The organism is Frigoribacterium sp. Leaf164 (genome assembly GCF_001423665.1).
GTDB classification, from domain to species: domain Bacteria; phylum Actinomycetota; class Actinomycetes; order Actinomycetales; family Microbacteriaceae; genus Frigoribacterium; species Frigoribacterium endophyticum.
This window is the reverse complement of record NZ_LMOX01000003.1, coordinates 35,128-56,864: the sequence shown is the minus strand read 5'-3', so window position 1 is coordinate 56,864 and position 21,737 is coordinate 35,128. Positions and strand designations below refer to the sequence as shown.

Genomic DNA, 21,737 nt, shown 5'->3' with positions numbered 1-21,737 from the left:
GGCGCCCGTCAGTACCAGTTGTTCGCGACGGAGTGCGCCCAGGCCGCGCACATCGTGCCGTACCGGCCGTGGATGTAGCTGAGGCCCCAGTCGACCTGGGTCCGGTAGTTCGTCCGCCAGTCGAGGCCGGCGCTGGCCATCTTCGAACCCGGCAGGGCCTGCGGGATCCCGTAGGCGCCTCCCGAGGGGTTCGTCGCGGTGGTCCGCCACCCCGACTCCTTGTTCCAGAGCTGGACGAGGCAGGAGTACTCGGCACCGGTGCCGACCTGGCTCGCGGCGTAGGCCTTCGCCCCGGCTGGGTCGTTCACGGCGCCGGCCGGGGGAGCGGTCGAGCCCCCGGGGGCGGGGGCGGGCGCAGGGGCCGGTGCGGGGGCAGGAGCAGGAGCCGGAGCCGGCACCGGGCGTGACCCGGACGACGCCGAGCCCGAGCCCGCCGCCGGTGCGGTCGCCCGGGCGGCGGCGGCTGTCGCCGCAGCCGCGGCAGCCGCCCGCGCCTGCTCCGCGACCGCGGCCTTCTCCGCCTCGCCCTGCCGGTACTGCCGCTCGACGTCGGCCGAGGTGTCGTTGAGCGTCGCGAGCTGGGCGTACAGCTGGTCGGACTGCGTCGTGGCCGACGCGACCTCCGCGTCGGCGGCGGCCTGCGCGGCCGTCGCGTCGGCGGCCCGGTCGGCGGCCTCGTCGGCGAGCCGCGACTCCTCGGCACGGGCGACCTGGGCCTGCGCGGTCAGCGAGGCGACCGTGCCGCTCGTCGTCGTCGCCTCGGCGAGGACCCCGCGCCACCGGTCGCCCAGCTGGGTGAGCGCCCCCAGCTGGTACAGCACCTGGTCCGGGTCGGAGGCGACGAGCAGCTCCGTCGACGGCGCCTGGGGGCCGCCGACCCGCGAGAGCCGCGCGGCGAGCTGGCCCGCCTGCTCGTGGGCCGCCTGCTCGGCGGCCACCGCCGCGTCGGCGTCGGCCTGCAGGTGGTCGGCCCGGCTGCCGGCGGCGGCCTCCTGCGCGGCGGCCTCCGCGCTGGTCGCGGTCGCCGCCACCGCGGCGTCGCCCCGTGCGGCGGCGGTCCGCTCGAGCCCGTCGAGCGCCGCCGTGACGGCGACGACCTGCGCCTGTGTCGCCGCGGCGTCGCCCCGTGCGGCCTCGACGTCGGCCCAGCTGGGGGCGTCGGCCGCCGACGCGGGGCCCGCCCCGGCCAGGGTCGACAGCACGAGGGCGAGGGAGGCGGTGGTCGCGACCACGAGGCTCGCCCGGCGGGCGGCGCGGCCGGGTCGGCGGGAGGGAGCGGTCGGGGTCACGCGTCGACCTTAGCCGCGGAGCCCGCCCGCCTCCCGGCCCGCGGAGGCCCCGGTGCTAGGATCGCGCACGGAGCAGGCCGGTCTCGGCTGCTGGTCACCGGTGGTGACAGGCGGATCCCGCCCCGGTCCCGGCGCTCGTCAGCGTCGGTCGGGCAGGGGGCTCCGACCGTTCCCGCTTTTGGCCAGACGAGCGACCGGTGCACCGCGCCGTCGTCCGTGCACGTCCTTCGTGCCCGCCGCCCCGCCCGCTCCGGATGCACATCGATGCCCACACGGGGCGTCGATGCAAAACAAAGAGGAGTAGCCCCCACATGGAGGGTCCAGAGATCAAGTTCGGCGAAGCCGTCCTCGACAACGGCAAGTTCGGCAAGCGCACCATCCGATTCGAGACCGGTCGTCTCGCCCAGCAGGCCCAGGGAGCCGTCGCCGCCTACCTCGACGACGACACCATGCTGCTGTCCGCCACGAGCGCCAGCAAGAAGCCGAAGGACAACTTCGACTTCTTCCCCCTCACCATCGACGTCGAGGAGCGCTCGTACGCCGCGGGCAAGATCCCCGGCTCGTTCTTCCGTCGCGAGGGCCGCCCCTCCACCGAGGCCATCCTCGTCTGCCGTCTCATCGACCGGCCCCTGCGCCCCTCCTTCGTCGAGGGCCTGCGCAACGAGGTCCAGGTCGTCATCACCGTCCTGAGCATCGCGCCCGACGAGTTCTACGACGCCCTGGCCATCAACGCGGCCAGCGCCTCCACCCAGATCTCGGGCCTGCCCTTCTCCGGCCCGATCGCCGGTGTCCGCCTCGCCCTCATCGGCGACCAGTGGGTGGCCTTCCCCAAGGCGTCGCAGCTGGCCGAGGCCGTCTTCGACCTGACCGTCGCGGGCCGCGTCGTCACCGACGCCGCCGGCAACGAGGACGTCGCGATCATGATGGTCGAGGCCGAGGCCACCGAGCACGCCTGGGGCCTCATCCAGGGCGGCGCCACCAAGCCCGACGAGGCCGTCGTGGCCCAGGGCCTCGAGGCCGCCAAGCCCTTCCTGAAGCAGCTGGTCGACGCGCAGTCCGCGATGGCCGCGCAGGCCTTCAAGGAGATCGCCGACTACCCGGTCTTCCTGCCCTACACCGACGAGGTCCTCGCCGCGGTCACCGAGGCCGCCGGCTCCGAGCTGTCCGAGGTCTACAAGATCGCCGGCAAGATCGAGCGCCAGGACGCCGACGACGTGCTCAAGGGCAAGGTCAAGGACGCCGTCGCGGCGAAGGTCGAGTCGGGCGCGCTGCCCGAGTCCGCCCTCGGCCAGGTCTCCGCCGCCTACAAGACGGCCACCAAGAAGGTCGTCCGTGACCGCATCCTCACCGAGCAGGTCCGCATGGACGGCCGCGGCCTGGCCGACATCCGTCCGCTCGACGCCGAGGTCCAGGTCATCCCGCGCGTGCACGGCTCCGCCATCTTCCAGCGCGGCGAGACCCAGATCCTGGGCGTCACCACGCTGAACATGCTCAAGATGGAGCAGCAGATCGACTCGCTGAGCCCGGTCACGAAGAAGCGCTACCTGCACCACTACAACTTCCCGCCCTACTCGACCGGTGAGACCGGCCGCGTCGGGTCGCCGAAGCGTCGCGAGATCGGGCACGGCTTCCTCGCCGAGCGCGCCCTCGTGCCGGTGCTGCCCAGCCGCGAGGAGTTCCCCTACGCGATCCGTCAGGTGTCCGAGGCCCTCGGCTCCAACGGCTCGACGTCGATGGGCTCCGTCTGCGCCTCGACCCTGTCGCTCCTCAATGCCGGCGTCCCGCTGCGCGCGCCCGTCGCGGGCATCGCCATGGGCCTCGTCTCCGACGAGGTCGACGGCCAGACCCGCTACGCGGCCCTCACCGACATCCTCGGTGCGGAGGACGCCCTCGGCGACATGGACTTCAAGGTCGCCGGCACGAGCGAGTTCGTCACGGCCATCCAGCTCGACACGAAGCTCGACGGTCTGCCGACCGCCGTGCTGGACGCCGCGCTGAAGCAGGCCAAGGAGGCGCGCACCGCCATCCTCAGCGTGCTCACCTCGGCCATCGACGCGCCCGACGAGATGGCCCCGACCGCGCCCCGCGTGATCTCGGTCCAGATCCCGCAGGACAAGATCGGCGAGCTGATCGGCCCGAAGGGCAAGACGATCAACGCGATCCAGGACGAGACCGGCGCCGACATCTCCATCGAGGAGGACGGCACCGTCTACATCGGCGCCGTCGACGGCCCCTCGGCCGAGGCCGCTCGCGCCCAGGTCAACGCCATCGCGAACCCGACCAACCCCGAGGTGGGCGAGCAGTTCCTCGGCACGGTCGTTAAGATCGCGTCGTTCGGCGCCTTCGTCTCGCTCCTCCCCGGCAAGGACGGCCTGCTGCACATCAGCGAGGTCCGCAAGCTGGCCGGCGGCAAGCGCGTCGAGAACGTCGAGGACGTGCTCGGGGTCGGCCAGAAGATCCTCGTCGAGATCACGAAGATCGACGACCGCGGCAAGCTGTCGCTCGCCCCGGTCGTGGCCGACGAGGCCGACACCGACTCGAGCGGCGCCGCCGGCGAGAGCGACGACGCGTCGGTCGACCTCGGCTAGTCGCTGACCGTCAGACACGGCCCGCCCCCGACCTCGGTCGGGGGCGGGCTTCGTCGTCTCCGGGGGCGTCGGGACGGCCCCCGGGAGGTGTGACGGACGGTGCTGCCGTGCCTCCTGCGGCCCCGAGGAGGCGCTCTCCGAGAATCTGAGGGATGTTCTCGTAACGATCGGGTGCGGCGGCGTGCCGAGCACCGCTCGGGCCCGTAGTCTCGACGTGAGGGCCCGATCCAGCTCGCCGTGACCGATGGTCGCCACGGTCGGCGGGGTCCTGTCGTCGGTGCCCGACGAGAGCCGCCAGACCAGCCTCGGAGGGGTGACGCGAGTGAGCGAGACCACGGCGCGCGCCACCGGTGCCGAGGCTCCCCGTGCCGCCCCCGCCCGCCCGCCGCGGCGCTCGTCCGTCACGGACGCGACCGTCCCCGTCGACCTCGGCGTGATCCAGCCGCGACGTCGCCTCGGCACGTCCGACCTCCGCGTCTTCCCGATGGCGATCGGCGGCAACGTCTTCGGCTGGACGGCCGACCAGACCGAGACCGAGGCCGTGCTCGACGCGTACTACGACCTGGGCGGCAACTTCGTCGACACGGCCGACTCGTACGCCGGCGGGCGCAGCGAGATCATGATCGGCTCGTGGATGAAGCGCCGCCGCTCCCGCGACGACGTCGTGCTGTCGACGAAGATCGGCAAGAGCGCCGACCACCCAGGGCTCACCCCGCGGGCGGTCGAGCGGGCCGTCGAGGCGTCGCTCGAACGGCTCGGCACCGACCACGTCGACCTCCTCTACCTGCACGTCGACGACACCGAGGTGGCGTTCGAGCGCACGCTGCTCGCCGTCGACCACCTCATCCGGGCCGGCAAGGTCCGGTGGTTCGGTGGTGCCCACCACTCGGGCAACCGTCTGTACGAGGCGCGCATCGCCGCGGGCATGCTCGGGGTGGCCCCGATGGTGGCGCTGCAGAACCAGTACAACCTCATGAACCGCACGGAGTACGAGGGCGGCCTCTCGAAGGTCGCCGCCCAGCTCGGGCTGGCCGTCATGCCGCGCTTCGCGCTGGCGAGCGGGTTCCTGACCGGCAAGTACCGCACGCGGGCCGACGTCTCGCGCACCCGCCGCGGCAAGGACGTCTCGCGCCACCTGACGAAGAAGGGCCTGCGGGTCCTCGCCGAGCTCGACCGGGTCGCAGCGGTGCACGACGTGTCGCCGGCCGCGATCTCCCTGGCGTGGCTGCTCGCGAAGCCGAACGTGGTGGCGCCGGTGGCGAGCGCCACGAGCGCGGCTCAGGTCGCCGAGCTCGCCCAGGCGGCTCAGGTCCGGCTCACGCGCACGCAGGTGCTGGAGCTCGACCGAGCCTCGGCCTGAGGCTCCGGGCCGGCAGGCCGGCAGCCGGGAGGCAGGGGTCAGGCGCTGAGGAGGAGCTCGACGGTGCGGCGCAGGGAGGCCGCGGCCGCGATGGCGTCGCCGGCGTAGGCGCCGATCTGCGCGCCGTCCCAGGCGAGCAGGAGGTCGTCGGCGGCGTCGCCGGGCATCGGGTGAGCGGCGTCCTTGAAGAGGTCGACGAGGGCGTCCGTCTGCCACTCGCGGTGCTCGGCGATGCTGGCGCGGACGGCGTGGGTCGGGTCGCTGAACTCGGACGCGGCGTTGGCCCAGGGCGAGCCCCGGTAGCCGGGGGCCTGCAGCTGCGCGACCACCGACTCCAGCAGGGACCGGATGCGCTCGACGCCGTCGGGGTGCTCCTCTACGAGGGCTGCCAGGGCCTCGACGTCGCGGTCGTGGCGGCCCGCGAGGTACTCGAGCACGAGGGTGTCCTTCGCGCCGAAGTGCTTGTAGAACGTGGCCTTGGTGACGCTCGACTCGGCGATCAGGCGATCGACGCCCACGACGCGGATCCCCTCGTCGGAGAAGAGGCGGTCGGCCGTCGTCAGCACGCGGGCGCGGGCGCCGGGCGTGGTCTGGTCGGCGCGGGGACGCCCAGGGAGACGCTGGACGGCCGGTTGGGGGGAATCGACCGTCACAGCGTGGCTCCTTGGGACTCGGTGGCTCGAGCCGCGTCGGGGGAACGCGTGCTCGGGACCTCCAGGACGTCCACAGCCGCCGACGACGACTGATCAGGGGGGTGGTGCCGCCGTCGGTGAGATCACTGTAGCACCGATGAGGACAGACGGACTCGTCTGTTTGTCCACACCCACGTCCCCCAGTTCGGGTGACGGCGCCGGAGGGCATCCCGTAGGCTCGCTCTGATGACCGGTCCTGTCTCCCTGCCCCTCGACGCGGTCGAGCTCTCCTTCGTCGCGACGGGCGACGCCCTCGTCCGCCGCAGCGTCCTGCCGACGGGGGTGCGCATCCTCAGCGAGCGCATGCCGGGCGCGCGCAGCGCCACGGTGGGCTTCTGGGTCGCGGTGGGCTCGCGCGACGAGCAGGAGGGCGAGCGGGGCTCGACCCACTTCCTCGAGCACCTGCTCTTCAAGGGCACGACGACGAGGTCCGCCCTCGACATCGCGGTGGCCTTCGAGTCGGTCGGCGGCGAGCACAACGCCGCGACCGCCAAGGAGTACACCTGCTACTACGCCCGCGTGCGCGACGTCGACCTCGACGACGCCGTCGACGTGCTGGCCGACATGCTGACGTCGGCGTCGCTCGACCCCGTCGAGTTCGAGACCGAGCGCGGGGTCATCCTCGAGGAGCTGGCGATGGCCGACGACGACCCGGCCGACGTCGCGGGCGAGCGCCTCTTCGAGTCGGTCTTCGGCGACCACCCCCTGGGCCGCCCCATCGGCGGCACCCCCGAGAGCATCCGCGCCGCGTCGCGCGACGACGTGCACCGCCACTGGCGCGAGAACTACCGGCCCCGCGACCTCGTCGTCACCGTCGCCGGCGCCGTCGAGCACGACCACCTCGTCGAGCGTCTCACGGCCGCCCTCGACCGGTCCGACTGGTCGACGGAGGCCGCGTCGCCCGTCGCCCGGCGGTCGACGGCCGCGGTCGTGCCCACGCCGGCCGAGCCCGTCACGATCGTGCGGCGCCCGCTCGAGCAGGCCACCGTCCTGCTCGGCCTGCCCGGCATCTCCGCGGCCGACGAGCGTCGCTCCTCGTTGGCCGTCCTCAACTCCGTGCTGGGCGGGGGCATGTCGTCGCGCCTCTTCCAGGAGGTCCGTGAGCGTCGCGGCCTCGCGTACTCGGTCTACTCGTTCGCGTCGAGCTACTCCGACGCCGGCGTGTTCGGCCTCTACGCCGGCTGCACGCCGTCGAACGCCGGTCGGGTGTCGCGCCTGATGCTCGACGAGCTCGACCGCCTCGCCGACGACGGCATCACCGACGACGAGCACCGCCGTGCGCTCGGCCAGCTGGGCGGCGCCGCCGCCCTCGCGCTGGAGGACAGCGACACGCGCATGAACCGGCTCGGCCGGGCAGAGCTCTCGCTCGGCGAGTTCGTCGACCTCGACGCCTCGCTCGACCGCATCGCCCGCGTCACCACCGACGACGTCCGCGAGCTCGCCGGGGCCCTGCGCGGCGGAGCCCTCTCGACGGTCGTCGTCGGCGACCTCGACGCCGCCGACCTCGCCGTGCCGAGCGCGCCCGACGTGCCCGGCCCGGCAGCCACCACCCCATGAACCAGGAGACGACGGTGTCCCACTACCTCTACCTCGTCCGGCACGGCGAACAGCAGGACGCCGAGCACGGGCTGCCCGACGGCCCGCTCTCCGAGCGGGGCAAGCGCCAGGCGCGCCTCATCGCCGAGCGCCTCGGCGGCGTCCCGTTCGACGCCGCGTGGCACTCCCCGCTCGAGCGGGCCGCCGAGACCGCCCGCATCATGACCGAGCGGCTGCCGGCCCTCGAGTCGCAGCCCTCGACGCTGCTCTTCGACTGCGTGCCGTCCGGCCCGACGCCCGACATGCCCGCGGCCTACAAGCCGTTCTTCGGCGGGGTGACCGACGAGGAGGTCGAGGCGGGGCAGGCGCAGATGGCCGACGCCGTCTCCGAGTGGCTGACCCCGGCCCGCGAGGACCGCCACGACCTCCTCATCACGCACAACTTCGTGATCGGGTGGTTCGTCCGCGAGGTCTTCGGGGCTCCGGACTGGCGCTGGATGGGCGTCAACCAGGCCAACGCCGGCCTGACGATCATCCGCGTCCGCTCGGCGAAGCCGCCGGAGCTCGTCACCCACAACGACCTCGGGCACCTGCCGGTCGAGCTCCGCACCGGCCTCCCGGTGGAGCAGCCGATCTAGCTCGGGGGAGCCGTGCGGCCCAGTGCCTTCCGGTACCAGGCCGTCGCGTTCGGGTTGGCGTTGTAGGGCTCGATCCGCTCGTAGCCCGACGAGCGGTAGAGGCTGCCGGCGGCCGCGAGGCTGTCGTTCGTGTCGAGCACGAGCTCGTCCGCACCGAGGTCGCGCGCCCGGCGCTCCAGCTCGTCGAGGAGCGCCCGACCGAGCCCCCGGCCCCGCCCGGCGGGGGAGACGAAGAGGTGCTTGACCTCGAATCGCACCTCGCCGCCGGGCCCCGGAGCCACGGCGCGGACGCCGCCGCAGCCGAGCGACGCCGACTCGTCGGGGCCCGGCGCCGCGCCGGCGTCCTCCTCGGCGACGACGAAGACGCCGGCGGGCGGCGTGAACGCGGCCGGGTCGGGGAGCGTGGTCACGTAGGCAGCCGGCCCGCCGGGGAAGGTGCGGGCCCGCTCGGCGAAGTAGGCGGTCAGCAGCTCGGCGGCGACGGGCGCCGTGACGTCGACGGGGCGGAACCTGCTCATGGGCACCATGCTAGGTCGCCCCGGGAGCCCCGGCCGGTAGGTTGGTCCCCATGACTTCCCGCATCGCCGTGGTCGGGGCCACGGGCACGCTCGGCTCGTTCATCGTCGACCTCGTCGAGCGCACCGACGGCCTCGAGCTGCACGCCGGCCTGTCGTCGCGCGACGACCTCGACGGCGTCCTCGGCGCCGACCTCGTGGTCGACGTGACGCACCCCGCCGTGAGCCCCGGCATCGTCGAGCACGTCGTGCGGGCCGGCCTCCCCGTGCTCGTCGGCACCTCGGGCTGGAGCGCCGAGCGCATCGCGAAGCTGTCGACGATCGTCGCCGACGTCGCGGGCCCCGGCGTCCTCGTCGTGCCGAACTTCAGCCTGGGGTCGGTGCTGGCCACGCGGTTCGCGACCATGGCGGCCCGGTTCTACGACTCGATCGAGATCGTCGAGTCGCACCACGACGGCAAGGTCGACTCGCCCTCCGGCACGGCCGTCCGCACCGCGGAGCTCATCGCGGAGGCGCGGCGAGACCTCGGGCCCGTGGCCGCCCCGTTCTCCGACCAGCGCGCCCGCGGCCAGCAGGTCGCCAGCGTGCCGGTGCACAGCCTGCGGATGCGCGGCGTGGTCGCCCAGCAGTCGGTGATCCTGGGAGGCGCGGGCGAGACCCTGACGCTGACCCACGACACGCTGTCGCAGGGCGCGTACGAGAAGGGCCTCCTGGTCGCGATCGAGGCGGCTCCCACCGTCAGCGGCGTCGTGGTCGGCCTCGACCGCGTGCTGCCCCTCGACTGATGAAGGGCCGCGTCGCCGCGCTCGTCATGGCGCTGCTGCTGCTGCTCTACGTCGTGCTCGTCGCGCAGCGCGCGTACCTCTTCCTCCGGACGGGCGAGCCGATCGCGGTCGTCCTCGGCGCCGCCCTCGTGGTGCTGCCGCTGCTCGGCGCTTGGGCGCTCGTCGTCGAGCTCCGCTTCGGCGCCCGGACCCAGCAGATGGTCCGTGAACTGACCGCCTCGGGAGAGCTCCCCGTCGATGACGTGCCGCGCCGCGCCTCCGGCCGGTACGACCGCGAGGCCGCCGACGCCGCCTTCCCGCGGTGGGCGGCGGAGGCGGCGGAGTCGCCCGACGACTGGCGTTCCTGGTTCCGGCTCGGGCTGGCCTACGACGCGTGCGGCGACCGACGGCGGGCCCGGAAGGCCCTGCGCTGGTCGATCAAGCTCCGCGGGGAGGCGGCGGCCTCCTCGCGCTGACCGCCCTCCCCCTCAGAGGGTCGAGACCAGGGCGTCGACGGCCTCGTCGACGGTGCGGTGACGGAAGGCGAAGCCGTCGGCGAGGAGCTTGGCGGGCACGACCTGCTGGCTCGGCAGCAGCATCTCGCGCCCCGCCTCCTGCATCGCGCCGGAGATGACGAACTCGGGCACGGTGAGGGCGTAGGGCTTCCCGAGGTCACCGGCCAGCCGGCGGGTCAGCTCGTCGCTCGTGGCCGGCGTCGGGCCGGCGAGGTTCACGGGCCCCTCGAGGGTCGAGGTGAGCAGGTGCACGATCGCGGCGGCCTCGTCGTGCAGGCTGATCCACGGCCAGAACTGGTCGCCGGTGCCGAGGCGCGAGCCGAGTCCGAGGCGGGTCAGGGGGAGGAGGGGCTTCAGGGCGCCACCGGGGCCCACGACCACGCCGGTGCGCAGGTGGGCGACGCGCGTGCCCGAGGGCGCCTCGGCGGTCGCGGCCTCCCACTCGGCGACGACGTCGCTGAGGAAGCCGGTGCCGCGGGGGCTCTCCTCGGTCAGGCGCTCCCCGGGGCGGTCGCCGTAGATCCCGACGGCCGATCCGCTCAGGAAGACCGTCGGCGGCGTCTCGGCCCGGGCCATGCCCCGCGCGAGGGTCTGGGTCGCCGACACGCGCGACGCCACGATCTCCTTCTTGTAGCCCGGGGTCCAGGGCAGGCGGCCGAGGTTCGCGCCGCTCAGGTTCACGACGGCGTCGGCCCGGTCGAGCACGGTGTAGTCGACGATGCCGGCGGCGGGGACCCAGGTGACCTGGTCGTCGTCACGGGCATCGCCGCGGACGAGCGCGACGACGCGGTGGCCGGCCTCCCGCAGCTGCCGGGTGAGCTCGGTGCCGACCAGGCCGGAGGCGCCGGAGACGAGGACGGTGAGGGGTGCGTCGGTCATGGGGCCCTGGCTTTCACGGTGCGGGGGAGCGGGGAGGGAGGTGCTCCCCGAGAGCGTAGGCGTGCCTCCTGGTGGTCGTCCCGAGGCGCACGGGCGAGGCGGCCGGGAGGGCGCCCGGGGAGACGCTCTGCGGGAGGGGCTGCGGAGGTAGAGTCGTCGCCGTGTCTGATGCCGCTGCCGTTGACCCCGTGATCCAGTCCGCCGAGAACCACCCCGTCGAGCACGACGTCGAGTTCCGCTCCGACGTGACCGTCGAGCTCGTCCGCTCCAGCGCCCACGACAGCGACGTGCTGTTCGCCGCGCGCGTGTCGACGATGGGCGAGCTCACCCTCGAGGGCGCGCAGGCCTCCGCCGAGGGCGAGCAGGCGACCAAGGGCGCCGGCCTCATCAACTACCTGATGCGCGACCGCCACGGCTCGCCGTTCGAGCACAACTCGATGACCTTCTACGTCCAGGCGCCGATCTTCGTCTTCCGCGAGTTCATGCGGCACCGCATGGCGAGCTACAACGAGGAGAGCGGTCGCTACCGCGAGCTCAACCCGGTCTTCTACGTGCCCGCCGAGACGCGCAACCTGCAGCAGGTCGGCAAGCCCGGCGCCTACGACTTCCTGCCCGGCACGCCCGAGCAGTCGGCCCTCGTGCGGTCGGAGACCGAGCGCACCTCGCGGGAGGCCTACGCCGCCTACAAGCGCATGCTCGACGAGGGCATCGCCCGCGAGGTCGCCCGCATCGTCCTGCCGCTCAACATCTACTCGTCGATGTACGTCACGGTGAACGCCCGCTCGCTGATGAACTTCCTCAGCCTGCGCACCAAGCGCGAGGGCACGCACTTCCCGTCGTTCCCGCAGCGGGAGATCGAGATGTGCGCGGAGAAGATGGAGGACCTCTGGGCCGAGCTGATGCCGCTCACCTACGCGGCGTTCGGCAAGAACGGTCGCGTCGCGCCGTAGGGCCGGCCGCCCCAGGGAGGCGCGGCGACGTCGTCGACGCCGGTCGCGCCTCCTGCACGCCCGCCCCGACGGAGCGAGCCAGTACGCTGGTCGACGTGTCTGACATCAGCAACCCCTTCGGGCAGGTCCTCGTCGCTCTCGTCACCCCGTTCACCGCTGACGGCGAGGTCGACTGGGCCGCGACCGAGAAGCACATCGACGACTGCATCACCGCGGGTGCCGACGGCATCGTCGTCACCGGCACCACCGGCGAGACGAGCACGCTGACCGACCCGGAGAAGCTCCGGCTCGTCGAGGTCGGCAAGTCGGTGTCGGCCGGCCGGGCGAAGATCATCACGGGCGGCGGCTCGAACGAGACCGCCCACGCCATCCAGCTCTACAAGGCGAGCGAGGCGGCGGGCGCCGACGGCGTCATGATCGTCACGCCGTACTACAACAAGCCCACGCAGGCGGGCGTCCTCACGCACTTCCGCATGATCGCCGACGCGACCGACCTGCCGGTCATCCTCTACGACATCCCCGGCCGCACGGGCATCCCGATCAAGTACGAGACGCTGCTGCGGGCCGCGAAGCACCCGAACATCGTCGCCGTGAAGGACGCCAAGGGCGACTTCGCCGAGGTGAGCCGGGTCATCAACCAGACCGACCTCCTGTACTTCTCGGGCGACGACGCCAACGTCCTGCCGCACCTCTCGATCGGCGCCTCCGGCCTGATCGGCGTGACGGCGAACATCGCCGCCGCGCCGTACCGCACGATCGTGGACGCCGTGAACGCGGGCGACCTGCACACCGCCACCGCGGCGCACCAGATGCTCGAGCCGCTCGTGCGCGCCGTCATGACGCACGTGCCCGGCACGGTCGCGGCCAAGTACATCCTGCACGGCCTCGGCCGCATCTCCAGCCCGCGCGTGCGCCTGCCGCTCGTCGGCCCGGAGGACAGCGAGGCCGCGCTGATCGAGGACGAGCTGTCGCACGTCGGCGAGATCCCCGGCCTCGACCTCAGCCGCTTCCGCCCCGACCGCAACGCGGCGGCCGGCGGCGCCCTGCCCAAGGTGCACGGCACCACGCGATGACCACGACGATCCAGGACCCTCCCGCGCTCGAGCCCGGCACGCTGCGCGTCGTGCCGGTGGGCGGACTCGGCGAGATCGGCCGCAACATGACGATCTACGAGATCGACGGCAAGCTGCTCGTGGTCGACTGCGGCGTGCTCTTCCCGGAGGAGCACCAGCCCGGCGTCGACCTGATCCTGCCCGACTTCTCGCCGCTGCGGGACCGCCTCGACGACGTCCTCGCCATCGTGCTGACGCACGGCCACGAGGACCACATCGGCGCCGTGCCGTACCTGCTCCGCCTCCGCGCCGACATCCCGCTGATCGGATCGCAGCTGACCCTCGCGCTGATCGAGGCGAAGCTCAAGGAGCACCGGATCACGCCGTGGTCGCTGACCGTCCGCGAGGGCGGCCGCGAGACCCTCGGGCCGTTCGAGCTCGAGTTCGTCGCGGTGAACCACTCCATCCCCGACGCCCTCGCCGTGGCCATCCGCACCTCGGCGGGCCTCGTGCTCCACACGGGCGACTTCAAGATGGACCAGCTGCCGCTCGACGACCGCATCACCGACCTCCGGGCGTTCGCCCGGCTGGGCGAGGAGGGCGTCGACCTCTTCCTGCCCGACTCGACCAACGCCGACGTCCCCGGGTTCACGGCGCTCGAGCGCGACATCGGCCCCGTCCTCGACGACGTCATCCGCCGCGCGCCGCGCCGGGTCGTCGTCGCGAGCTTCTCGAGCCACGTCCACCGCGTCCAGCAGGTGCTCGACGCCGCGCACGCGAACGGCCGCCGCGTCGCCTTCATGGGGCGCTCGATGGTCCGCAACATGGGCATCGCCGCCGACCTCGGCTACCTGAGGGTGCCCGACGGCGTGCTGATCGACGCGAAGAAGGCGAAGGACCTCCCCGACGACCGCATCGTCTACATGAGCACGGGCTCGCAGGGCGAACCCATGGCCGTCCTGGCGCGCATGGCGAACAGGGAGCACCAGATCGAGATCGGCCGCGACGACACGGTCATCCTCGCCTCGAGCCTGATCCCCGGCAACGAGAACGCCGTCTACCGGGTGATCGACGGGCTCACGAAGCTCGGGGCGAAGGTCGTGCACAAGGGCAACGCGAAGGTCCACGTCTCCGGCCACGCCTCGGCCGGCGAGCTCCTGTACTGCTACAACGTGCTCCGGCCCCGCAACGTCATGCCGGTCCACGGCGAGCACCGGCACCTGTACGCCAACGCCGCCCTGGCGGTCCGCACCGGCGTCCCCGAGCAGAACACCGTGCTCGGCGAGGACGGCGTCGTCGTCGACCTGAAGGACGGCGTGGCCACCGTCGTCGGCCAGCTCGACCTCGGCTACGTCTACGTCGACGGCTCGACCGTCGGCGAGATCACCGACGCCGACCTGAAGGACCGGCGGATCCTCAGCGAGGAGGGCTTCATCTCGATCTTCGTCGCCCTCGACGCGCAGACCGGCCGTGTCGTCGTCGGGCCCGAGATCCAGTCGCGCGGCTTCGCGGAGGACGACTCGGTGTTCGACGCGGTGCTGCCGAAGATCATCGCGGCTCTGGCTGAGGCCGCCGAGGGCGGCACGCGAGACACGCACCAGTTCAGCCAGGTCGTCCGCCGCACGGTCGGTCGCTGGGTCAACACGCAGCACCGCCGGCGCCCGATGATCGTGCCGGTCGTCATCAGCGCGTAGGGCCTCGGGGCCGCCACGAACGAGGGGCCTCCGCCGCCGGGAAGTCATCCCGGCGACGGAGGCCTCCGTCGTCCCCCCGCTCCTAGGGTGAGCACGTTCCGTCCGTTGCTCCGAAGGGGGAGTCGCCCGTGCGCGTGGCCAAGACCTGGATCTTCCCGATCCTCCGCATCCTGATCTTCACCGCGATCGCCGTCGCCCTCGTCAAGCTCGCGTTCTTCGCCGCGCCGGACGCCGCGTCCGGCTCGGTCGCCGTCCCGACCGGCGAGGCGGTCGAGCCCCAGGTCGCCGTGGCGGTCGGCACCGTCACGAACGACGTCACCGTCGACGCCACGGTCGAGGCCGACGCCGCGTCCGTCGCTCCGGCCACCCTCGCCGGCACCGTCGTGACGGTCGTCGTCGAGAAGGGCCAGGTCGTCGCGGCGGGCGACAAGATCGCCACGCTCCGCTCGGAGACCCCGCAGGAGGCGCTCGTCGCGGCGGACGGGACGGTCACCGAGCGTGCCCCCGTCGTCAAGACCGCCGTGGTGGCGGCCCCGGTGGCCGGCACCGTCACGGAGCTCCCCGTGATCAAGGACCAGATCGTGGCCGTGGGCGACCCGGTGGCGAAGGTGGCGCCTCCCACCTTCCACGTCACGGGCTCGCTGGCCGCCGACCAGCTGTACCGCCTGGTCAGCCGCCCCACGGAGGGCACGGCCTCGATCCCGGGAGGGCCTGCGCCGTTCGCGTGCACGGCGCTCGTCGTGGGCGGCGTCGGCGCCGCGGCGCCGTCGACGTCGGGCGACGGCGGCGACCCCGCCGCGACCGGCACCTCCGGTCAGTCGGTGAGCTGCGCCGTGCCGGCCGACGTCACGGTGTTCGCCGGGCTCGCGACGACGTTGACCATCCCCGCCGGCGTGGCGACCGACGTGCTGACCGTCCCGCTCACCGCCGTCGAGGGCGCGGCCGGCAAGGGCGTCGTGACCGTGGTCGGCGCCGACGGCACGCAGGAGGAGCGCGAGATCACGCTCGGCATCAACGACGGCACGGCCGTCGAGGTGACGGGCGGCCTCGTCGAGGGCGACACGGTGCTCGAGTTCGTGCCGGGCGCCGTCGCCCCGCAGGAGGGCTGCGTCGACCCGATGACCGGAGAGGTCCTCTGCTGATGCCGCTGATCCGGCTCGAGGGCGTGACCAAGACGGTGCCCCTGGCCGACGGGGCGGCCCTCGACATCCTCCGCGGCGTCGACCTCGTCGTCGCCGCCGGGGAGCACGTGAGCATCGTGGGCCGCTCCGGCTCGGGCAAGTCGACCCTGCTCAACATCCTCGGCCTCATCGACGCGCCGACCACGGGCACGCACTCGTTCGACGACGTCGACGTGAGCGGGCTCCGGTCGGGGGCGCGCGACCGCCTGCGGGGCGAGCAGGTCGGCTTCATCTTCCAGCAGTTCAACCTGCTCCAGGGGCGGACGGCGCTCGAGAACGTCATGACGCCGCTGCTCTACGCGCGCGGCCGGCGGTTCTGGCGGCGACGGTCGATCGCCGCGGAGATGCTCGAGAAGGTCGGGCTCGGCGACCGGGTCGACTCGATGCCGCACCGTCTCTCCGGGGGCGAGCAGCAGCGCGTCGCCATCGCTCGCTCGCTGGTGCGCGACCCCCGCGTCATCCTCGCCGACGAGCCGACGGGGGCGCTCGACATCGAGACGGGCGCGACGGTCATGCGCCTCCTCGACGACATCTCGTCCGACACCGGCGCGGCCCTCGTCACCATCACGCACGACCTCGCAGTCGCGGGCCTCGCGGCCCGGCACTACGCGCTCGACGCCGGCGTGCTGTCGGCGGCACGGCTGGGCGGCGAGCTCGCCGGCCCGTCGGCGCTCGTGCCCGCGACCCCGGGGGCCGCGGCGTGAGCGGGCTGCTGTCGGGCGTCGTGGGGGCGTTCGTCGAGGCCTGGTCGGAGCTGCGGGTCAACAAGCTGCGCGTGCTGCTCAGCCTCGTCGGGGTCGCGGTCGCCGTGGCGGCGCTGACGGCCGTGGTCGGCCTCGGCAGCCTGGCCGAGCAGTCGACGCGGGAGTCGTCGGAGAAGTCCGGGGGCCGGCCGGCCACGTACACGGTCTCGGCCTACACGACGGGCGCCGGCGTGCTCGACCCCGCCCTCGTCGACCGGGAGTTCCGCTCGACGATGTCGCGGTACGACGTCACCTGGGCGTCGGAGGCCCTCTACACGACGCGCTCCGTGCAGCTGCCGGGCGGGCTCACCGACGTGTCGGCGCAGATCGTCGACCCCGAGTACGGCGAGATGCACCGCGTCGCCCTGGCCGAGGGGTCGTGGTTCGTCGACGGCGACGAGCGTCGCATGGCGCCCGCGGTCGTCGTGAACGAGGCCCTGTGGGAGCAGCTCGGCCGTCCGCCCGTCTCGTCGCACCCGACCCTGCAGCTCCGCGGCGCCGACTCGGCGACGGGGGTGGTCGTCGGCGTGACCGCCGAGCTCTACGAGGGGGAGGGGCCCGCGATCTTCCTCCTCCCCTCCGACGAGCTCGACCTCGGGCCGGTCTCGCAGGGGGGCTACCCGGAGTCACCGCAGTACGAGATGTGGCTGCCGCCGGGGTCGGGCGACGAGCTCAGCGCGATGGTGCAGGGCAACCTGGCCGCCGCCCTCGGCGACGACGTCCAGGTGGACGTGAGCCGGACGGACTACGCCGCGTACGCCGGCGACACCGATCCCTTCCTGCCGATCAAGCTGACGATCACCGGAGTCGGGGTGCTCGTGCTGCTGCTCGGCGGTCTCGGGCTCGTCAACATCGCCCTGGTGACGGTCCGCCAGCGCATCCGCGAGATCGGGGTGCGGAGGTCGTTCGGGGCGACGGCCCCGCGGGTCTTCTTCTCGGTGATGCTGGAGAGCGTCGCGGGCACCGTCGTGGCCGGCGTGGTGGGCGTGATGGTGGCCGTCCTGGTCGTGCAGAACGGCACCGTGCAGGGGTTCATCGCTCAGGGTGCGGTCGACGACCTTCCCCCCTTCCCGATCACCGCGGCCCTCGTGGGCCTCGGCTCCGCGACGCTCATCGGCGCGGTCGCCGGGCTCCTGCCGGCCCTCGTCGCGGTGCGCGTCAAGGTCATCGACGCCATCCGCTACTGACCCCGCCCACCGCTGACGCGCCGCCCGCCTCCGACCCGCGTCGGGGGCGGGCGGTACCCTCGAGCCCATGGCCACGCCCACCAAGCAGACCCCGCGATCGCGCTCCGGCTCCCGCGCGTCCGGCGCCCGCGGCGCGACGGCTGCCACCAAGAAGCTCCCGACGCCCCCTCCCGCGGCGGTCGACCCGGGCCCCGGCGTCGTCACGCGTGCCTGGATGGGCCTGGCGCACGCCACCGGCGGCGCCTTCCGCCTGCTCGGCCGCGAGGCGCTCGACGCCAGCGAACGCCGCGACGGGGTGCCGTTCCTGCTCGTGCTGCTCGCCGTCGCCGGCGCGGCGGTCGAGTGGCTGAACCCGACGAGCCCCGTCGCGCAGGCGCTCGACGCCTACACGTTCGGGGCGTTGGTCGGGCGGGTCGCCTACGCCCTGCCGGTGATCATGGTCCTCTTCGCGGGCTGGCTCTTCCGGCACCCGGCTTCCGTGCACGACAACACGCGGATGGGCATCGGCCTCGGCCTGATGATCGTGTCGATCAGCGCGCTCTGCCACATCTTCGGCGGGCAGCCCCAGGCCGCGGAGGGCCTGCCGGCCCTCGCCGCCGGCGGCGGCGTGCTCGGCTGGCTCGTCGCCTCCTGGATGGTCGCCCTGGCCACCGAGTGGGTGGCCGTCCCGGTGGTCGTCGTGCTGCTCGTCTTCTCCGTCCTCATCACGACCAAGACCCCGCCGAACCACATCGGTCGACGCCTCGGCGAGCTCTACGCCTGGCTGTTCGGCGCGACCGCGGCTGAGCCCGGCACCGCCGAGGCCGCCGACGGGTCGACCGACGACGCCGAGAGCCTCCCGTGGTGGCGACGCACCAAGAGCGGTCGGGAGGACGACCCCGCCTACGACACCCCCGTCCTCACCGAGGCGCCGCCGGAGCGCCCCGCCCGCCCGTCCCGGCGCGACCGCCGGGCCTCGGGGCCGGCGGCGGTCGAGGCCGCGCCGACGACCCCCCGCTTCGTCGACGAGGGCGCCACCGACGTCTTCGACATCAGCCTCCTCGAGGAGCTCGACCGGGCCGAGGAGGCCGTCCGTGCCCGGGGCGTCGAGGTGCCCCCGGCCCCGACCCCGGCGCCGGCCCCGGCGGCGGTCCGTGACGACTCCGCGACCGCGGCGACGACCGTGCTGCCGAGCGTCCCCGCGTCGCTGCCGCCCGCCGACCTCGCCGAGAGCGACGTCGCCGCGGCGGTGCTCGCGCCCGACGACGACGAGCTGCCGCCCGCCTCGCTCGACGTCGACGACGACTCGCCGCAGGCTCCCTACCGCCTGCCCGCCGCCTCCACCCTGGCCGTGGGCCCGCCCGCCAAGGCCCGCAGCGAGGCGAACGACGAGATCGTGCGCTCGATCACGGAGGTGCTCCGCCAGTTCTCGGTCGACGCCAGGGTCGTCGGCTTCAGCCGCGGCCCGACCGTCACCCGCTACGAGATCGAGCTCGGCCCGGGCGTGAAGGTCGAGAAGGTCACGGCCCTCAGCAAGAACCTCTCGTACGCGGTCGCGTCGAACGAGGTGCGGATCCTGTCGCCCATCCCCGGCAAGAGCGCGATCGGCGTCGAGATCCCCAACACCGACCGCGAGACGGTGTCGCTGGGCGACGTGCTGCGCTCGGGCGCCGCCGCGAAGAGCGTGCACCCGATGACGATCGGCGTCGGCAAGGACGTCGAGGGCGGCTACGTCGTCGCCAACCTCGCCAAGATGCCGCACCTGCTCGTGGCGGGCGCCACGGGCTCGGGCAAGTCGAGCTTCGTCAACTCGATGATCACGTCGCTGCTGATGCGGGCGAAGCCGACCGACGTCCGGATGGTCCTGATCGACCCGAAGCGCGTCGAGCTCTCGATCTACGCGGGCGTGCCGCACCTCATCACCCCCATCATCACCAACCCCAAGAAGGCCGCCGAGGCGCTCCAGTGGGTCGTCAAGGAGATGGACATGAGGTACGACGACCTCGCCAGCTTCGGCTTCCGTCACATCGACGACTTCAACCGCGCCGTGGTGGCGGGCGAGCTCGTCCTGCCCGCGGGCAGCGCGCGCACGCTCAAGCCCTACCCGTACCTCCTCGTGGTCGTCGACGAGCTCGCCGACCTCATGATGGTCGCCCCCCGCGACGTCGAGGACAGCATCGTGCGCATCACGCAGCTGGCCCGCGCCTCCGGCATCCACCTCGTGCTCGCCACGCAGCGCCCCTCGGTCGACGTCGTGACCGGCCTCATCAAGGCCAACGTGCCGTCCCGCTTCGCCTTCGCGGTGTCGAGCGTCACCGACTCGCGCGTCATCCTCGACCAGCCGGGCGCCGACAAGCTGATCGGCCAGGGCGACGGGCTCTTCCTGCCGATGGGCGCCTCCAAGGCGATGCGCGTGCAGGGCGCCTGGGTCCAGGAGGACGAGATCGCCCAGGTCGTGGCGCACGTCACGCGCCAGGCGCGCCCCGACTACCGGCCCGACGTGGCCGCGGTGGTCGAGAAGAAGGAGATCGACGGCGACATCGGCGACGACCTCGAGCTCCTGCTCGCGGCCGCCGAGCTCGTCGTCAGCACGCAGTTCGGCTCGACGTCGATGCTGCAGCGCAAGCTCCGGGTCGGCTTCGCCAAGGCGGGTCGCCTGATGGACCTGATGGAGTCGCGCGACATCGTCGGTCCCTCCGAGGGCTCGAAGGCGCGTGACGTGCTCGTGACTCCCGAGCAGCTCCCGGGGGTGCTGGCGAAGCTGCGCGGCGGCGACGACGAGCACGGGGCGGGCGCGCCCGCCGGCCTGTCCTCCGGGTCGAGCCCGCGACCGGGCTACGACGACGACCCCGTCGCCGAGATGACGCGGGGCTACGACGAGGTCGACGGCGACGAGGGGTCGGAAGACGCCTGGGGCCTGACCGGGAGGGACTGACCCATGACCGACGACCGCAGCGGAGGCGCGTCCCCCGCACCGGCGACGTTCCCCTTCCGAGGGCGCTTCGCGAGCAAGGGCCCGGGGCCCGCGAGCACGGCCAACATCGCGAACGTCGTGACGGTGGTGCGGATCCTCATGGCCCCGCTGTTCATCGCGTGGCTGCTCGTCGACGACGGTGCCGACGGGCCGCTGCGGATCGCGGCGGCGGTGCTCTTCGTCGTGGCGATCCTCACCGACAGCCTCGACGGCGCCCTCGCCCGCGGGCTGGACCTCGTCACCGACTTCGGCAAGATCGTCGACCCGATCGCCGACAAGGTCCTCATCGGTGGGGCGCTCGTCTCGCTGACGATCCTCGGCGAGCTGCCGTGGTGGGTGACGGCCCTGATCCTGCTCCGCGAGGTCGGGATCACCGTCTACCGGTTCATCGTCATCCGTGACCGCGTCGTGCCGGCCTCCCGCGGGGGGAAGCTCAAGACGGTCCTCCAGGCCGTGGCCGTCACGCTCGCCCTCTTCCCGCTCTGGAACGTGTTCGGCGAGGGGATGCACTGGGTGAACGGCGTCCTCATGACGGCCGCCCTCGTGGCGACCCTCGTCTCCGGAGCCGACTACCTGCGCGTCGCCGCGAAGCACGGGCGCGGAGCGTGATCGCCGACGCGTCGTCGGTCGTCTCCGAGCTGGCGCGTCGCGGCCAGACCGTCGCCGTCGCGGAGTCGCTGACCGGCGGCCTCGTCGTGGCGGAGCTGGTCTCGGTGCCCGGGGCGTCCGCCGTCGTGCACGGGGGAGTGGTGGCCTACGCGACCGAGCTCAAGCACACCGTCCTCGGCGTCGACGCTGCACGGCTCGCCGCGACGGGGCCCGTGGACCCCGACGTCGCGGCGGCCATGGCCGCGGGCGTGCGCGAGCGCCTCGCCGTCGCCGGGGCGCCGGCCACCCTCGGCCTCGCGACGACCGGCGTGGCCGGGCCGGGCCCCCAGGGAGACCTGCCCGCGGGCACGGTCTACATCGCGCTGGCCACCGCCGACGACAGTCGGGTACGGCGTCTCGACCTCCGGGGCGACCGCGGAGCCATCCGATCGGGCACCGTCTCCGAACTCCTGTCACTGCTGGCTGAGTGGCTCGACGACACGCGGGAATGATCCGCGTTTCGGTCTCGTTACAACTGCCGGGTTCACAAGCGTCGTACAGATCGTGGTGGTTACAGTGACAACGATCGTCGCGCAGATACACCCGCCCACCA

Annotated in this window: 19 protein-coding genes; 15 read left to right on the top strand and 4 right to left on the bottom strand. The window is 73.2% G+C overall.

Annotation, left to right across the window (positions count from 1 at the left end):
• Nucleotides 1-8: 8 nt before the first annotated feature.
• Nucleotides 9-1,289 carry a hypothetical protein gene (locus ASF82_RS08275; RefSeq protein WP_056056252.1) on the bottom strand — a complete coding sequence of 427 codons (1,281 nt, stop codon included), beginning with the start codon at nt 1,287-1,289 and terminating at the stop codon, nt 9-11.
• A 311-nt stretch (nt 1,290-1,600) separates the two neighbouring features.
• On the opposite strand from ASF82_RS08275, the gene ASF82_RS08270 reads away from it, so the two are divergent.
• Together ASF82_RS08270 and ASF82_RS08265 are read left to right on the top strand one after the other, a co-directional pair.
• A complete protein-coding gene (locus tag ASF82_RS08270) occupies nt 1,601-3,877 on the top strand; it encodes a polyribonucleotide nucleotidyltransferase (RefSeq protein WP_056056250.1) in 2,277 nt (758 codons plus the stop codon).
• Between the two features lie 322 nt (nt 3,878-4,199).
• A complete protein-coding gene (locus ASF82_RS08265; protein ID WP_235491232.1) occupies nt 4,200-5,237 on the top strand; it encodes an aldo/keto reductase in 1,038 nt (345 codons plus the stop codon).
• A 38-nt stretch (nt 5,238-5,275) separates the two neighbouring features.
• On the opposite strand, the gene ASF82_RS08260 is transcribed toward ASF82_RS08265, so the two are convergent.
• Nucleotides 5,276-5,890, bottom strand: a complete 615-nt coding sequence (locus ASF82_RS08260; RefSeq protein ID WP_082514494.1) for a TetR/AcrR family transcriptional regulator — start codon at nt 5,888-5,890, stop codon at nt 5,276-5,278.
• Between the two features lie 225 nt (nt 5,891-6,115).
• On the opposite strand from ASF82_RS08260, the gene ASF82_RS08255 reads away from it, so the two are divergent.
• Together ASF82_RS08255 and ASF82_RS08250 are read left to right on the top strand one after the other, a co-directional pair.
• Nucleotides 6,116-7,486, top strand: coding sequence for a pitrilysin family protein (locus ASF82_RS08255; RefSeq protein WP_056056244.1), 1,371 nt, complete (start codon nt 6,116-6,118; stop codon nt 7,484-7,486).
• 14 nt (nt 7,487-7,500) lie between these two features.
• Nucleotides 7,501-8,103, top strand: a complete 603-nt coding sequence (locus tag ASF82_RS08250) for a histidine phosphatase family protein (protein WP_056058759.1) — start codon at nt 7,501-7,503, stop codon at nt 8,101-8,103.
• Here ASF82_RS08250 and ASF82_RS08245 read toward each other — a convergent pair.
• Nucleotides 8,100-8,621, bottom strand: coding sequence for a GNAT family N-acetyltransferase (locus ASF82_RS08245; RefSeq protein ID WP_056056242.1), 522 nt, complete (start codon nt 8,619-8,621; stop codon nt 8,100-8,102). The genes ASF82_RS08250 and ASF82_RS08245 overlap by 4 nt on opposite strands.
• Before the next feature lie 50 nt (nt 8,622-8,671).
• On the opposite strand from ASF82_RS08245, the gene dapB reads away from it, so the two are divergent.
• Both dapB and ASF82_RS08235 read left to right on the top strand, forming a co-directional pair.
• On the top strand, nt 8,672-9,403 hold the full coding sequence (dapB, locus tag ASF82_RS08240; protein WP_056056240.1) for a 4-hydroxy-tetrahydrodipicolinate reductase: 732 nt from the start codon (nt 8,672-8,674) through the stop codon (nt 9,401-9,403).
• A complete protein-coding gene (locus ASF82_RS08235; RefSeq protein ID WP_056056238.1) occupies nt 9,403-9,858 on the top strand; it encodes a hypothetical protein in 456 nt (151 codons plus the stop codon). Before dapB ends, ASF82_RS08235 begins: the two co-directional genes overlap by 1 nt.
• Nucleotides 9,859-9,870: 12 nt before the next feature.
• On the opposite strand, the gene ASF82_RS08230 is transcribed toward ASF82_RS08235, so the two are convergent.
• A complete protein-coding gene (locus tag ASF82_RS08230; protein WP_056056235.1) occupies nt 9,871-10,776 on the bottom strand; it encodes a TIGR01777 family oxidoreductase in 906 nt (301 codons plus the stop codon).
• Nucleotides 10,777-10,967: 191 nt separating this feature from the next.
• On the opposite strand from ASF82_RS08230, the gene thyX reads away from it, so the two are divergent.
• From thyX to ASF82_RS08185, 9 genes are all read left to right on the top strand, one after another.
• Nucleotides 10,968-11,726 carry an FAD-dependent thymidylate synthase gene (thyX, locus tag ASF82_RS08225; RefSeq protein ID WP_056058756.1) on the top strand — a complete coding sequence of 253 codons (759 nt, stop codon included), beginning with the start codon at nt 10,968-10,970 and terminating at the stop codon, nt 11,724-11,726.
• 95 nt (nt 11,727-11,821) lie between these two features.
• On the top strand, nt 11,822-12,799 hold the full coding sequence (dapA, locus tag ASF82_RS08220; RefSeq protein WP_056056233.1) for a 4-hydroxy-tetrahydrodipicolinate synthase: 978 nt from the start codon (nt 11,822-11,824) through the stop codon (nt 12,797-12,799).
• On the top strand, nt 12,796-14,472 hold the full coding sequence (locus ASF82_RS08215) for a ribonuclease J (protein ID WP_056056231.1): 1,677 nt from the start codon (nt 12,796-12,798) through the stop codon (nt 14,470-14,472). Before dapA ends, ASF82_RS08215 begins: the two co-directional genes overlap by 4 nt.
• A 128-nt stretch (nt 14,473-14,600) precedes the next feature.
• Nucleotides 14,601-15,614 (top strand): efflux RND transporter periplasmic adaptor subunit, encoded by a 1,014-nt coding sequence (locus ASF82_RS08210; protein ID WP_056056229.1) that lies wholly within the window; start codon nt 14,601-14,603, stop codon nt 15,612-15,614.
• Nucleotides 15,614-16,357: an ABC transporter ATP-binding protein gene (locus ASF82_RS08205; protein WP_056056227.1), complete on the top strand. Its 744-nt coding sequence runs from the start codon at nt 15,614-15,616 to the stop codon at nt 16,355-16,357. Before ASF82_RS08210 ends, ASF82_RS08205 begins: the two co-directional genes overlap by 1 nt.
• Nucleotides 16,354-17,583, top strand: coding sequence for an ABC transporter permease (locus tag ASF82_RS08200; protein WP_056056225.1), 1,230 nt, complete (start codon nt 16,354-16,356; stop codon nt 17,581-17,583). Before ASF82_RS08205 ends, ASF82_RS08200 begins: the two co-directional genes overlap by 4 nt.
• A gap of 67 nt (nt 17,584-17,650) precedes the next feature.
• The gene (locus tag ASF82_RS08195; RefSeq protein WP_056056223.1) at nt 17,651-20,497 is read left to right on the top strand and encodes a DNA translocase FtsK; all 2,847 of its coding nucleotides are present in this window, start codon (nt 17,651-17,653) and stop codon (nt 20,495-20,497) included.
• Between the two features lie 3 nt (nt 20,498-20,500).
• Nucleotides 20,501-21,145, top strand: coding sequence for a CDP-diacylglycerol--glycerol-3-phosphate 3-phosphatidyltransferase (pgsA, locus tag ASF82_RS08190; RefSeq protein ID WP_056056221.1), 645 nt, complete (start codon nt 20,501-20,503; stop codon nt 21,143-21,145).
• A complete protein-coding gene (locus ASF82_RS08185) occupies nt 21,145-21,636 on the top strand; it encodes a CinA family protein (RefSeq protein WP_056058753.1) in 492 nt (163 codons plus the stop codon). The genes pgsA and ASF82_RS08185 overlap by 1 nt, the downstream gene beginning before the upstream one ends.
• Nucleotides 21,637-21,737: the final 101 nt, after the last annotated feature.